We start from the raw sequence: 13,909 nt of genomic DNA, 5'->3' as shown, positions 1-13,909 counted from the left end.
TGCACTCCGCCCGAAGTCTTACGACTCCGGCTACGCAGATGGCTGCGCCGCAATTCTTCAGCCCCGGAGGGGCGGCGTAAGGTAGCCGGTGGCGCGAGGTAGGGTGGGGTTGTTAGGCTGATGAGCCTTGGCCCGGTGGTTGCGATGTGAGAGCGCAGGCAGCGTCGTCCCTCCGGGACTTCAATCGGGTTCGGCGCTGTTCCGGTGGCTTGCGCCACCGGCTACCTTTCGTCGTCCCTCCGGGACTCAGAGATGACCGGATGGAATGAAGTTGCGGGAGCGGATGGTTCCCACAGGTCCGCACATCCTTGCGGTGGCGTCCCAATCTTCAGGGTCAATGACCGAAGAGGGTTCTTCAGCCCCGGAGGGGCGACGTAGGGTAGCCGGTGGCGCGAGCCACCGGTGAGAGGTGAGGATGGATTGAGTCCCGTTAGGGACGACGCAAGCGGAGTCGGAATGAGGACCAATCCGATGACAAGGCAGCCAGAGCGATGGATGTTGGATTGATTGATCCGGTGCGAGAGCGCAGGCAGCGTCGTCCCTCCGGGACTCAGAGGGATGGTGGGCGGTGATTCCGATGGCGGTGTGCAAGGGTGGGGGTGGATGCATCCTGCCCGAAGTCTTACGACTCCGGCTACGTGAGGAGTCCGCTCCGGGGGCAGCTCCCATACAGGACGCGGAGCGTAGTAGCGCGAAGGTCCTCCTTCGCGTGCGGGTTGCGGTGCTTGGAGGGCGGGGGATGACATGACCTGTAAAACCGTCTTCCCTGCACGCCGGGCGGGAGCCCGGAGCTACTAGGGTTCCGCGGCGCCGATGGCGGGGCGGTCGGTGGGGCGGAGGGGCTTGCCGAAGAAGTCGCGGCCGCCGTTGTCCTTGATGACGTTGCCGCGCGGGAAATTGCGGTCGGTGGCGGCGGGCTTGAAACGCTCGGCGGAGGCGAAGCCATCGGCGGGTTCGAGCGGGCCTTTCAATTTCGGGACCGTCTTGCTGACGGCGGTTCCGGCGGGCAGGCCTTCGTGGACACCGGCGAAGACATTGCCCTCGAAGGTGGTGCCCTTGTCGGGGCCGAATTTGTAGAGCGCCTTGCCGCCTTCGCTGGTGATGACGAGGTTGTTGGTGAAGGTCGCGCCCTCGGCGAAGCCCTTGTCCCAATCGGTGAAGAGCAGCACGGGGACCTTCTGCCGCGGGCCGAGGACGATGGTGTTGTGATAGACGCGGGTGTTGGTGGACTTGCCGCCGAAGTGGAAGACGCGGGCGGAGTCCACGCCATCGTGCACGCTGATGTTGTAGCGGATGATGGTGTCGCTGTTGAAGGAATTGCCGGGGCCGCAGATGAGGATGAAGCCGCCTTCGTTGTCGTGGCTGTAGTTGTACTGGATCAACGTACGACGGCAGGCGTAGTCGGAGTCGAAGCCCTGGCCATCGAGCGTGCCGAGGGTGCCGGAGACTTCGTTGAACTGGATGACGGTGTCGTTGCAATCGAAGGGCCAGATGCCCGCGGAGGCGTCCTTGGCGCGGGCGCGGGCCTTGCGGACGATGTTCTTTTCGATGAGGCCGCCGTCGGTGCCCCAGAGCTTGATGCCGTCGCCGCCGATGTCATCGAGCGTGTTGCCACGGATGATGACGGAGCGGCTGTGCGGGCCGCCGTGGCCGCGCTGGCAGATGCCATTGCGGTCGGTGCGCTCGACCTTGCAGTTTTCGATCAGCAGGCGGTCGAAGAAGGTGCCGCGTCCTTTCGCCTCGAAGAAGATGCCGCAGCCTTCGTTGCTCTTGCGGAGGTCGCCATTCACGTCGTGAACGTACAGGCGGCGCAGGGCGATGTAGTTCATGGTGCCGATGCCATCCGCGAGGATGCGGACGCCGGTGCGCCATGGCGCGGTCTCCGGGCCCTGGTTGGTGATTTCCAGATCGGTGACTTCCCAGTACTGGATGTTCTCCAGCAGCACGGTATCGGGCACCTTGCCCTCGCCATCGATGCGCGGGAGGGTGCCCTCGCCGTAGCGGGTGATGGTGATCGGCTCGACCTTCGGGCCATTGGCGCGGCCGGAGCCCTTCGGGTGGAGTTGCCCGCTCCAGCGGCCACCGGCCTTGAACAGAATGCGGTCGCCCGCGGTGAACTCGGTGGCGTTCACCTTCTCAAGCGACTTCCACGCCTGCGCGGGCGTGGTGCCGGGGGCGGAGTCATTCCCGGCCGTGGAATCGACATGATAATCCCTGGCCTGGACTCCACCCGCCAGCAGCAGGCAGAGGGCGAACGCGAAACGGGTAGCATGCATATCCCTCGCTGGCGGAAGCGGCGGGCGGGGTCAAGCTCCCGGAGGGCGGCTCTAGCGGAAGGTGGCGGTGTTTGATCTTCCGCCGGTGCGGGGCATTGGCTATGCAAGGCGGCATGATCGACCTGCTGGTGCGCCTTTACGACCTCCCCGATTCCGCGGAACTCTACAAGGAGGTGGAGGGGAAGGGCGTGATCCTGCGGCGGGCGCGGGCCTTCGAGCTGCACACGGTGCAGGAGTTCGTGAAGCAGCACTTTTCCGCGAAGTGGGTGAGCGAGGTGGCGGTGGCGTTGTCGCGCCAGCCGATCGCGTGCTTCATCGCGACGCGGGACAAGAAGATCCTGGGGTTCGCGTGCTATGACACGACGATGAAGGCGTTCTTCGGGCCGACGGGCGTATCCGAGGACGCGCGTGGATTGGGATTGGGAAAGGCGCTGTTGTTGAAGTCGCTGGAGGCGCTGCGTGAAGATGGGTATGCGTACGGGATCATCGGCGGCGTGGGGCCGAAGGAGTTTTATTTCAAGGCGTGCGGAGCCATTGAGATTCCCGGGAGCGATCCGGGGGTGTACGGGGATATACTGCCTTAGTAGTAGCACAAGCATTCCTGCTTGTGGGCGGGGGCGGCGGATGTCGGAGGGAGGTTCGCGCGGCTTGAACGCGGCCACGAAGGAGAGCTACGTGGAGCGTAGTAGCGCGAAGGTCCTCCTTCGCGTGCTTCTTGGGGCGCTTTGTGGGAAAGGGATCGCATCACCCGATAAGCCCTCTCCCCGGCACGCCGGGCGGAGCCCAGCGCTACTTCGCTGCGCGGAGATATCCGGGCGGCGATGTTCTGGGATAGAGAAGACTCTTCCCAGCCCACGTTCTTACGAACGCGGCTACGAAGAGGAAGATGTCGCGGCGGGACGCCACGACCACGGCCTGCGGCGGGACGCCGCAGCCACGATCAGGTCAGCGGTTGCTCGTGGCCAGCGTTTCGCAGGACTTGATGTCGAGCTTGCCGGAGGCGAGGACGGGGATTTCCTGCACGGGGACGATCTGCTTGGGCGTCCACAGGGACGGCAGGCCTTCATCGAGGAGCTTGTAGCGGAGGTCGATGCATTCCTGCTCCAGCGCGGGGCCGGAGATGGTGGAGAGGAGGATGATGGCCTCGCCCTTCTGCTCGTCCGGCACGCCGACGACGGCGATGCGGCGCTCGGCTTCGGAATCGAGATGCAGCACCTTGTTGATGGCGGCCTCCACGGTTTCGTGCGGGACCATTTCGCCGGCGATCTTCGAGAAGCGCGAGATGCGGCCCTCGATGTAGAGGAAGCCCTCGTCATCCATGCGGCCGACATCGCCGGTGCGGAACCAGCCGTCCTGCAGCACGGCGGCGGTCTTCTTTGGATCGTTGAGGTAGCCGGGGAAGATGTTCGCGCCGCGGAACCAGATGATGCCCTGCTTGTCGAGCGGCACGTCCTTCTCGGTGGCGGGATCGGTGAGCTTCACGGCGATGCCCGGCAGCGGGATGCCGACGGAACCGGGGCGCGCACTGGGGATGAGCGCCTCGCCACCCTGCGGCGTGGCGTCCGGCAGGTTGACGTTGGTGGCGGGTGAGGTTTCGGTGAGGCCGTAGCCTTCCTGCGGACGGATGCCGAATTTTTCCTCGAAGGCGGAGGCGAGGTTCTGCGGGAGTTTTTCCGCGCCGGTGACGACGAGCTTCAGCGACTGCAACTGCGCGGGCTCGATGCGCTTCATGTAGCCGCGCAGGAACGTGGGGGTGGAGAGGAGCAGGCTGGCCTGATGCAGCGAGACGAGCTCCGCGAGGCGCTTGGTTTCGATCGGATTCGGATAGGTGATGAGATCGAGACCCTCGATGCACGGGAACCACAGCGTGACGGTGGAGCCGAAGGAGTGGAACAAGGGCAGGCTGCCGAGGATGCTGGCACCGGGCGGCAGGGAGATGCGGCTGGCGAACTGGCAGACATTCGCCAGCACGTTGCGATGGCTGAGGGCGACGCCCTTCGGCTCGCCGGAGGAGCCGGAGGTGAAGAGCAGCACGGCCTCGTCATCGCCGGAGCGTTTGTTGAGGCCGAGCATGGTGGCGATCACGGCGGAGGGCAGGATCTTCGCCATCACGCCCCAGCGGATCATCTGCTTTTTCAGCGTGGGCAGGACGCGCTCGATGAAAATGAGATCGCGGTTCGGCGGCCATGGGAAGGAGGAGAGCTTCCGCACGAAGGGATCGGCGGTGATGAAGCGGTCGAGCCCGGCCTGGCGGATGGCGGACTTCACGGCCTCGGTGCCGGCGGTGAAGTTGAGGTTCACCGGCACCTTGTTGGCGAAGAGCACGGCGAGGTTCGCGACGAGGCCGCCCTTGCCGGGGGGCAGCACGATGCCCACGCGCGGCTGCGAGGTGGACTCGGCGATGACCTTGGAAAGCGCGAGCGCGGCGGGCAGCACCTTGCTGAACTCCAGCGTGCTGTCATCGGAGCCGTCCACGATCTTGTGCTTCGAGCCGTGTTTCTTGAGGCCTTCCAACAACGCGATGGCGAGCGAGCCTTTGAGAAACGCGCGGCTGGAGAAGCCGACCTCCGCGGCTTCCAGCAGGCGCTGGCGGTACTCGGCCACGGTGGCCTCGCCCGCGGCGAGCGGCCGGCCGACGGTGAGGATGCCCGCGGGCAATGACGATTTCCGTTCGACGGACAGGCTGGTCTCGCGCGGCGATTCGACGGCGATGGGGACGACGGGCAGGCCGAGCGCGCAGAGCGCCTTGAGGTGGGCGGCGGGGACGAGGCAGGTCTCCGAGTGGCGGCTGGCGGTGAGGCCTGGAACGTAAACGAGCGCGCCGGAACCTTCCAACGCGCCCTTGAGCTGGGCCCCGACTTCGGCGAGGGCGGTATCGTCCGCGGCGAACATCGCGCCGGAGCCGGACTTTTCCAGATGCGTGCGGATCTGGGGATCGAGTTTCGCGTTCTCCTCGATCAGCCAGGTGATCTTCCGCCCGGCGAGGAGTTTTTCGAGGCCGTGGAGCTGGTGGATGTCCAGACGGCCGGGAATGTAGAGGGCTCCCGTGGACGGAAGCCGTTCCTTGTGAAGAATTTGGATCGAGGCGGCGCTCATGAGACTGGGAAAGGACGCGGTCGCGGCATGCGGCTGTCGTCGGGCAAATTATAGAAAGCCTATTGACGAAGGTCGCACGGACTTTTTTCCAGTAATCCTTTAATTGTGGGATTTCGCGGGATGAGGGGTAGCCGGAGTCGTGAGACTTCGGGTTGGGTGGATTCCCGAATGGCCGTGCAGATCCGGTCCACCTTTGGGGCCACCCTGGGCGGACTGGTCCTGCACAGGCTGCCGCGGATCTCCCCAGCCCGAAGTCTCACGACTCCGGCTACGGGGAAGACTTTTCCATTTGCGCGGGTGGGAAAGCTCGGCATGGTGGGGTTGAATGAACTTCGCCCACATCACCGGCCGCACGCTGGACACCCGCCCGATGGCGCGGTGTTTCCGTGGCTGGTGCGGGCATCGCATGGCCGCTTTCCGGGTGTGAGCGGGCGGCCTCCGCGAATGGGATGATCTCTCAAGCGATCTCCCGGGGCTGTCCGGATGTTCCAGACCTCGTTTTGGAAAACATTTTACTCACTTCCGCTCCCGATGGTCGGGCGCGGACACAACCCTTTTTGTTTTTTGTTGAATCATGAACACACGACCTTTGTTGGATCAGGAGGCGTTTTTGAGCCTCCAGGACTTGTTGCAGAATCAGGACGCGCGGCCGCTGCCCAGCGGCGAACAACGCCAGGCCCTCGCCCGATGGGTGGATGAGGCGCTGGTGACGTTCGATGCGGTGGAACTGGAGGACCGCGTGGAACTCCATGACCGTGTCACGCTGGTATCGCCCTCGGACCCGGCGGATTGGTTCGAATTGGAAATCGTGCCGCCGTCGGAAGCGGACATCGACCGCGATCTCATCCCGGTGACCTCCGCCGTGAGCCTGGCGGTGCTCGGCCGCCGGGTGGGGGAGCGCGCCACGTGGGAGACCCAGGCGGGTGCGCGGGTGATGACGATCGCCTCGCTGGTGAAGAAGCGGCAGGCGGTCGGCAGCCGCGGTTGAAGCGGTATTTGGACCAGCCCTGAAAGGGCGTCATGGGATAGCCCGGGGCATTGCCCCGGGAAAGAAGATACGAATCGTGACGAGCCCTGAAGGGGCGGGATGACGGGGGGCACATCGCTCCCAGCGTCCCGCCCCTTCAGGGCTCGATCACTCCTGTATTTGCAAACCCAAGGCGTTGCCTTGGGCTATCGCATCACGCCCCTTTGGGGCTTTTACCGGGCCAAAGAGCACGCTTTCCCTCAATGCGCCGCGGTGGCCTTGAGGCCGACGATGGAGCCGACGAGCATGATGAGGAACAACAGGCGCATCATCGGCAGTGGTTCCTGGTAGAGGAAGATGGAGCCGATCACGGCTCCGATGGCACCGATGCCCACCCACACGGCGTAGGCGGTGCCCATGGGCAGGTGCTTCACCGCCATGGAGAGCAGGATCATGCTGCCCGCGAGGGTGACGAGGAAGAAGGCGGTGGGGCCGGGGCGGGTGAAGCCCTCGGTGTGCTTCAGGCTCATGGCCCAGCAGGTTTCCAGCAGGCCGGCGAGTACGAGGATGATCCATGGAGACATGACGAGTCTGGTGTTCGATGTTCGAACGTCGTCTTGTCTTAACCGGGTACGGCGTGCCTCGTCCGGGCGGAAAAACGCTTCCGCACGGCCTTCTTCGCCCGGATCGGCGGCCGTGTCAAGCCGCCGGGGTCACCGGAGTGGCTCCGGCTGGGTGGCCGGTGAGCAGGAGATTCGCCGCGGCGACGAAGTCTTCCGCGTCCTGCTTGTGGGTCTGGAGGATCTCCACCTCGAAGGCGCAGGGATCGGTGGTGGGGTAGCTGTCCACGGCCTTCAGGCTTCTGGCACGGAAGCGCAGCTTGCTGGCGGAGATCCAGTGGTGGCGCAACTCGATGGCGGCGATGTCCGAAAAGCGCAGGAGCTTCGAGACCGAGCCTTTCGGCGTGGGAGAAACGCTTTCGGTCATGGCGTATTCGAAGCGGATGCCATCCTCCTCGATGGTGGCCATGCCTTCGATACGGGCGAACCGCTTGAACGGTTCTTCACAGAAAAAATGGATGACGGGCGTTGCAAGGGTGTTCATGCAGACAAAAGGGGGTTCTTGTCAGGGATGCATGGGAGTCCGTGTGCATGGCAGGGAAGTCATGTGACGGATCATGTGTTGATATGTGAGAGCATGAGTTGAGGTTTGGGAAGTACGGAATGCGCAGCGGGGTCGCTAAATCGCGTAGGTGGAATGTTGCGAATCCTTGATTTCACGGGCTTTACACGTTCTTTACACGGGGCTCAGGCGGCATGCGTAAAATTGCGCATATGTCATCTAGCAGCTTACAAGAAGGAGCAATTTCGGCCATATGTGGGCTTGTGTGCGGAATCGTGTAATTTTTTTGTGATATGTTTGGCCGGAGGGGCAGGGGCTGTTAGGGCGCGGGCCGAAACCCCGGTTGAAGTTCCTTCGTCCCAACGGGACGGCCCATACCCGCCCAGGGTCGCAGACCCTGGGTGGAGTGCGTCGGGTTTTCCGCATGCTGAAGCCATGCCCCATGGAGGGCGGGCGTTTCATCCACCTCGCGGCGGTTCTCCGCATGGGGCACCCATTCAGGGTGCATACCACTTCGAGGACTTCACCGGGGGTCGTGACTCCGGGCTGGTATGGGCCGTCCCGTTGGGACGAGGAAGGTTTCAGTACACCCTCCGGGAGGGCGCGAACCTCCGGAGGCTCCGGACGCTTGCTTCGATGCACCCCCTCGGGCGGGGGGCGGAAACCCACGCGTCGCTACGCCGGTGGCTTCACCTTCAGGACGGTGGCATAGCGGGCGAAGCCGAGGGTCTCCGCGATGCGCATGGCGGCGGGATCGCTTTCCGGGACGGTGAGCTGGGGGAGCTGGCCGTCCTTCAGCACGCGGCCGACGGCATGGGCGAGGGCGCTGCGGCCGTAGCCGCGGGCCCGGTAGTCCGGATCGGTGATGAGGCGCAGCGGGGCGATGGTTTCATCGGACGGATCGGCGGTGGCCATGGCGACGAGGAGGCCGTCCGTGAAGACGCCGGAGCGCGGGAGGTGCTCGTCATCGCAGCCGCCGCGGAGCCATTCGTCCTGCGGGCAGGCGCGTCTCAGGGAGAAGAGGCGGCTGGCATCGTGATGGTCGAGCGGGCGGGCGCGGTGGCGCGGGCGCGGGACGGACTTGGTGTAGCCGAGAAAGGAGGGGCCGCTGACTTCATATCCTGCGGCGGTGAAGGCGGCGGCGGCCTTGGCCGGGGAGCCGGCGGCGAGGAGCTTGCGGAACTCGGGGCGGCGGGCGGGGGCGATGCGGGCGATGGCACCACCCTCGCGGAAGAGGATGGTGGTTTCCGCCGGGGCGTTTTCATCCGGCAGAAGGGTGAGCGCCTCCGCGAAAAGCCCGGAGGGGCGGCAGCCGAAGTACTGCGCCCACCAGGCATCCGCGGTGGCGAGGAAGCCGCCGCGGCCGCCGGTGAGATCCAGCGTCATGAGGTGCTCGTCATAGTAAACGCCGGCATTCGAGAAGGCCTCGAGCTCGGTGCCGGAGGTCTGGAAGCCGAAGCTCTCATAGAGATGCCGCGCGGGCTTCTGGGCGGTGACGACGGCGAGATTGACGCGGCGCAGGCCGGGATCGGACTTGGCGCGTTCCAGGGCGGCGGCGACGAGGGCGCGGCCGTGTCCGTGGCGGCGGTGGCGCGGGGCGACGTAGAGACCGGCGAGGTAGGCACGGTGCTTTTCGTTCTCCGCGGCGTAGCGGGTGAGGCGCAGGGTGCCGATGAGCTCGCGTTGGTCGAAGGCACCGAAGAAGCATTCGTCACGGTCCGCGCGGAGGCGGGTGGCGATGACCTCCAGCGGCGGCTCGTCCATGGGCTGCGCGCCGAAGGCGGGCGGTTGCTCCCACAGTGCTTGCAGGCGCAGGGCGCGGTAGATGGCCGCATCATCGGGCGTGAGGACGCGGACGGAAGAGTTGGAAAGGGTCATGACGGGCGATGCGACAGAGCAGGAATCGGAAGGCCCGCACCGCAGTCTGGTCCGGACCCGCGCTCATGAATGGCCGGGACGGCGCGCGGAGGAAAGGCGGAAAACTTCAGGGATGCTTATTGATTGATCGGGGATGAAGGTAGGGAGGCACCGCCGGGGCATCCGGGCGGTGGAGATACTCGGATGTCCGGCGATTGGAGAACTACTAGGATTATAGTAAGAATCCGCCACCTTCCACGTGGAGGTGCATGGGGATATAGGGCAGGCCGATGCCTCCGCTGAAGTGCATCATCCGCTGCGGTTCCGCGGTGAAGCCGCATTTTTCATAGAACCCCGCGGCGGGGAGCGAGGCATAGACGGTGAGCCGGGGAATGCCGTGATGGCCCGCCTGCCGCGCGATGTTCCGCAGCAGGTGGCTGCCGAGTCCCTGAAGGATGAAATCCGGATGGACGAACAGGGACGGGATATGTCCGTCCGCGGCATCGAACTCGGAGAAGGCGGTGATGGCGCCGAGGTCATCCTCCACGATCTCCATGCCACCACGGGCGATGGCGGGCAGGTGGTCCTCCACGGTGAGGCCGGCGGCCCATTCGCGCAGGCGGGTGCCCGCGTAGGGACCGGCAGCGAGCGTATCCAGGGCGGCACGCTGGCACGCCAGGATGGCGGCGGCGTCCACGGCGGTGGCGATCCGGCTGGGGAAGGTGCGGATACGGGGAAGGGCGGCGACAGGCATGGATGGGGAGGGGCTGCCGTTGTATCATGCCGGAGGCCGCGATGCAGCACTTTTCAGCATATCTCCGGCCGGATGGAGCAGCGCCCGTGCCTGATGGCGCAATGGATTTTCACTCCGCGCTGTTAAATTTCCGGCGATCCGTTACAACGCCGCGCATGAAATCAGTCGCGGCCGCAGCGGCCCTTTTGATCGCGCCATGGTTGATGGCGGAACCGGCGTCGCCCGATGTCCAGGCGCGCTTCCTGGCCGGCCAGACGGTGACCGGATCATCCCTGGAACCGCTTTGCGGCGAGGCCGCGTGGCAGCAGCACGCGAGGGAGTTCACAAAGGCGTGGCAGGATGTGGACAAGCGCCAGCTCGCGAAGATCGCGGACTGGATGCCGCGCGTGGCTCCGTATGCGTATGAGGACAGCGCGACGTTGTTCTATCTCTTCAGCGGCCCGGATTTCCTGTATTCCCACGCGTATTTCCCGAATGCGGCGACGACGGTCATGTGCGGGATCGAGCCGGTGGGATCGCTGCCGGACGTGGCGGCGCTGACACCGGAGCAGCGCGCGGGTTCGCTGCAGAACCTGCGCAAGTCCATCAGCGATTCGCTCGACTTCAGCTTCTTCCGCACCAAGGCGATGAAGGAGGATCTCCAGAACACCGCGCTCAATGGCACCACGCCGGTGCTCTATCTCTTCCTCGCGCATGCGGGATGCCGCATCACCACGGCGGAGAAGGTGTGGGTGGATGGCACGGGGGAGATCCAGACGCAGCAGTCGCCGCAGGCGAAGACGCCGGGCGTGAAGATCGCCTATGTGGCTCCGAACGGGAGGAACCAGACGGTGTATTATTTCTCATCCGATCTTTCCAACGAGGGCATCCGTACCAGCCCGGGCTTCATCGCCTTTTGTAACAAGCAGGGCGTGGGCAATGGCTTTGCGAAGGCGGCCTCGTATCTGATGCACATGGCGGAGTTCTCGAAGGCGCGGGACTTCCTGCTGACGCACACGAAGACGATGATCCAGGACGACTCGGGCATTCCCTACCGCTTCTTCAAGGACGCGGGCTGGAACGTGGTGACGGCCGGTCACTACCTGCCGCCGATCGATCTTTTCAAGGAGCGCTACCAGGCGGATCTGCACGAGGCATTCAAGGAGCAGCCGGTGATCGAGCTGCCGTTCAGCGCGGGCTACCGCTGGCGTCCGAACGAGTCCGCGCTGCTGATCGCGCGCATGCCGCAGGATCATGAGGTGCCGAAGGCGGTGCGGGCTCCCGTGCCGGACGCACCACCGGCCCCGGCTCCCGCACCGGTGCCTCCCGCCCCCACGGTTCCGAAGGCCGTGCCGGTGGAAGGGTGAGCAGGGCTTTCCCTTTGTTCCGCGCTTCCAGGGTCCGTAACGGAGGCCCTCCAATCCGGAGGGGTTGCTCCGGGGTTTATGCACATCTCGGAACGCGGAGCGTCTTTGCCCCTGCCGGGGCAAAGAAAGAAAACAACCCCGACCAGCCGGATGAATGTGTAAAAGATCAGGGGAGGCTCCGGGGCATCCCGTGGCGCTTCGCATCTTATGGCCGACTGCGCGCATGTTCTGACTGTTGAGTATCGCGACCGGGGGCTTTTTATCGTGGCGGTCCCCGGCCGATCACGCGTTCAAATCTTTCCGAAGTTATTTTCCAGACAGGTCCGGAGATCTGCATCCATCACCTCGCAGTCATCGGTATTTCTCCGGGCTTCTGTTCCGGCACAGAAAATTCTGGAAGGTTCCAGATCCCGGATGTTAGAAGATCGTTCGGATATGAATTCACCTGTCTTTTATGCTTCTCTTGCTTCCGGGATTTTCCTTTCCATCGTGGGATGTTCCGGATCGGGTGGACTGGCGGATGTCGGCTCTGCAAGGAGCGGTCAAGCGAACAATCCTTCCGCCTATCTATATTCGGATTCCCAGGCGATAGACCGAGCGGTTCCCATCATCAAAAGGCTTGCCACGGATTCCGACATGGAAGCCGCTTTGCTCAAAGTGAATGTCCATGAAGGACATGGGTTCACTCTGGCACAGGGGGAAGCGAATACAAAAACCGACGATGGCGTGACCTGGGGGCTTCTCGGATTCACGAGTTTTGACGGGGATATATACAATGTCCTTGAAGGCGGGCTCTCGCGCATGAGCGCTGCTGACAAAGCCGAGCTCGAAAGAGATGGGAACGCGATCTTGGGAAGCCGCATCGACTCCAACTCAAAGCCGACGGATGTGCGGGCGTTCCTTGTGGCTGTAGATAGAGGCAAACACATTGGAAGGGATGGGGCTCCGATCCGGCGCCGGAATCCGGCCGATGCTCTGGCCACCTGGGCTTTGAGGGTGAACGCGGATGGGAAAAAGACTCCCTGGACCAACGTGCAGGCTTTCTTCGGCTGGCTGGGTGAGCGCCCTTACATGATCAAGGCCCAATGGCAGGCCGCGGAGGGGCGCTACAACGCTTCGGTGAACCAGGCCCGCAGGGCGCTCGGCGGGAGAACGCCGGGCTCCATTTCGAAAAAGCTGTTCGTGGATATTTATACCTTCAGCGGAGGCCTCGATGATGCCGGATGGAGCCAACTGCTGGCCATGCCCTGGCAGGGCGAGGCGGGGAGAATGAGGGAGGCCGTCGAGATCGTGCTCAGAAGGCTCGGACCCGGTAATCCCCACTACCGGAATTGCAAAACCCGCTGGTACTCGATTCTCCAGGAATTCGGAAATGCCTGATTTCCCGGGAAAATCATCTGTTTCTTCGTCTGTCCAATCCACCCCCTAGAAAACAAAATAATCAATGAATATGTCTCAAAAATTCGTCCACCCGGCATCGGCGGTTCTGCTGGCCGGCTCTGCCATGGTTTTTACAAGTTGTGGACCTACGAGAGTGGCTGAATCCGAATATCGAGATTTTCTTTTGCAGAATAACATGCGTCCGTATGTGCCTCCTACCGGAGATCCGACCAAATCCAGCGAGTGGGAGAAATTCGGGCCGGGCGCGATTGTGAAGAGGGATTCCCAGAGTTATGAGCAGCGGGCCCAGTTCCTGATCGGGAAAAAAGGAGTGGCGGACGCACAATCCCCCGATGCCATCAGTCCCGTCTATTTCTTCAAAAGGAAGCTGATCTCCGGTTCCAATTTCGACGCCTCGGGTGGTTATACGTTGCCGGGCGTCGCGGACATCCAGGCATCCGCGTCCAAGACGAAGGACAAGGAGGTTGAGGTCGAGCTTGGCAATGTTTACAAGTCCCAGCCGCTTGGACTCGGCGAGCTCAATCAGATTCTGGCCAAGAAAGCCGGTTCGATCTATGCCGGAACACGCACCAATGTCCGGCGCGAAAAATCGGATGTGGTGGCGGCAGTCTATTATACCGACGGCATTACTTATACGTTCCACGAGAAATCGAGCACTGCCGGAAGTGTGAAAGTCGATGTCACTTCGGCCGACATCAGTGCGGAGCTCAAGGCCAAGGGCGTCTCGGACATCAATGGCTCCGTCCATGTTCCGACCAAGGTCTTCCTGGGATACGAGCCCGTCACGGACGTGAAGAATGTGATTCCCCGCTGAGCACTTGAGTGGAGATCGCCTTGCGCGCGGAGCGCAAGGCGGTCCATCGCCCGGACGCCCCGATGGTGCGTCCCTGCCTCTTCACCGCACGAAGGTCATCACGCACTCGAGGTGGCGCGTGTGCGGGAAGAGATCGAAGGGCTGGACGTCCTCCAGCTTGAAACCGTGCTCCTGCATGATGGCCAGGTCGCGCACCTGGGTGGCGGGATCGCAGGCGGCATGGATCATCCGTCCGGATGCTGGAGGAAAGCCGCTGCCGGTGGTTTCCGGAATTTC

12 protein-coding genes and 1 riboswitch are annotated in these 13,909 nt (G+C 63.6%); of the genes, 5 read left to right on the top strand and 7 right to left on the bottom strand.

The window, feature by feature from the left end:
- Positions 1–794: 794 nt before the first annotated feature.
- Positions 795–2,276, bottom strand: coding sequence for a right-handed parallel beta-helix repeat-containing protein (locus KBB96_RS09140; protein ID WP_211634386.1), 1,482 nt, complete (start codon positions 2,274–2,276; stop codon positions 795–797).
- A 113-nt stretch (positions 2,277–2,389) separates the two neighbouring features.
- Between KBB96_RS09140 and KBB96_RS09135 the strand changes: the two genes are divergently transcribed.
- Positions 2,390–2,860 (top strand): GNAT family N-acetyltransferase, encoded by a 471-nt coding sequence (locus KBB96_RS09135; RefSeq protein WP_211634385.1) that lies wholly within the window; start codon positions 2,390–2,392, stop codon positions 2,858–2,860.
- Positions 2,861–3,221: 361 nt separating this feature from the next.
- On the opposite strand, the gene KBB96_RS09130 is transcribed toward KBB96_RS09135, so the two are convergent.
- A complete protein-coding gene (locus KBB96_RS09130; protein WP_211634384.1) occupies positions 3,222–5,372 on the bottom strand; it encodes an AMP-binding protein in 2,151 nt (716 codons plus the stop codon).
- Positions 5,373–5,946: 574 nt separating this feature from the next.
- Between KBB96_RS09130 and KBB96_RS09125 the strand changes: the two genes are divergently transcribed.
- Positions 5,947–6,360 (top strand): GreA/GreB family elongation factor, encoded by a 414-nt coding sequence (locus KBB96_RS09125; RefSeq protein WP_211634383.1) that lies wholly within the window; start codon positions 5,947–5,949, stop codon positions 6,358–6,360.
- Between the two features lie 239 nt (positions 6,361–6,599).
- Here the strand turns inward: KBB96_RS09125 and KBB96_RS09120 are convergent, their stop codons facing one another.
- The 4 genes from KBB96_RS09120 to KBB96_RS09105 form a co-directional block, all read right to left on the bottom strand.
- A complete protein-coding gene (locus KBB96_RS09120; RefSeq protein ID WP_211634382.1) occupies positions 6,600–6,923 on the bottom strand; it encodes a DMT family transporter in 324 nt (107 codons plus the stop codon).
- A gap of 22 nt (positions 6,924–6,945) precedes the next feature.
- Positions 6,946–7,010, bottom strand: a riboswitch (guanidine-III (ykkC-III) riboswitch).
- A gap of 28 nt (positions 7,011–7,038) precedes the next feature.
- Positions 7,039–7,443 carry a hypothetical protein gene (locus KBB96_RS09115; RefSeq protein WP_211634381.1) on the bottom strand — a complete coding sequence of 135 codons (405 nt, stop codon included), beginning with the start codon at positions 7,441–7,443 and terminating at the stop codon, positions 7,039–7,041.
- A 693-nt stretch (positions 7,444–8,136) separates the two neighbouring features.
- Complete coding sequence (locus tag KBB96_RS09110; RefSeq protein ID WP_211634380.1) at positions 8,137–9,339, bottom strand: GNAT family N-acetyltransferase; 1,203 nt, start codon at positions 9,337–9,339, stop codon at positions 8,137–8,139.
- 211 nt (positions 9,340–9,550) lie between these two features.
- A complete protein-coding gene (locus tag KBB96_RS09105) occupies positions 9,551–10,072 on the bottom strand; it encodes a GNAT family N-acetyltransferase (RefSeq protein ID WP_211634379.1) in 522 nt (173 codons plus the stop codon).
- 155 nt (positions 10,073–10,227) lie between these two features.
- Here KBB96_RS09105 and KBB96_RS09100 point away from each other — a divergent pair, with 155 nt between their 5' ends.
- The 3 genes from KBB96_RS09100 (at position 10,228) to KBB96_RS09090 (ending at position 13,633) form a co-directional block, all read left to right on the top strand.
- On the top strand, positions 10,228–11,418 hold the full coding sequence (locus KBB96_RS09100) for a hypothetical protein (RefSeq protein ID WP_211634378.1): 1,191 nt from the start codon (positions 10,228–10,230) through the stop codon (positions 11,416–11,418).
- Between the two features lie 207 nt (positions 11,419–11,625).
- A complete protein-coding gene (locus KBB96_RS09095; protein ID WP_211634377.1) occupies positions 11,626–12,798 on the top strand; it encodes a hypothetical protein in 1,173 nt (390 codons plus the stop codon).
- A gap of 196 nt (positions 12,799–12,994) precedes the next feature.
- On the top strand, positions 12,995–13,633 hold the full coding sequence (locus tag KBB96_RS09090) for a hypothetical protein (protein WP_211634376.1): 639 nt from the start codon (positions 12,995–12,997) through the stop codon (positions 13,631–13,633).
- An 81-nt stretch (positions 13,634–13,714) separates the two neighbouring features.
- Here KBB96_RS09090 and KBB96_RS09085 read toward each other — a convergent pair whose 3' ends face one another.
- Positions 13,715–13,861: a hypothetical protein gene (locus KBB96_RS09085; protein ID WP_211634375.1), complete on the bottom strand. Its 147-nt coding sequence runs from the start codon at positions 13,859–13,861 to the stop codon at positions 13,715–13,717.
- Between the last annotated feature and the right edge of the window lie 48 nt (positions 13,862–13,909).

The organism is Luteolibacter ambystomatis, assembly GCF_018137965.1.
GTDB classification, from domain to species: Bacteria; Verrucomicrobiota; Verrucomicrobiia; order Verrucomicrobiales; family Akkermansiaceae; genus Luteolibacter; species Luteolibacter ambystomatis.
The sequence above is the reverse complement of the archived record's forward strand: the minus strand, read 5'-3'. Positions and strand labels throughout refer to the sequence as shown.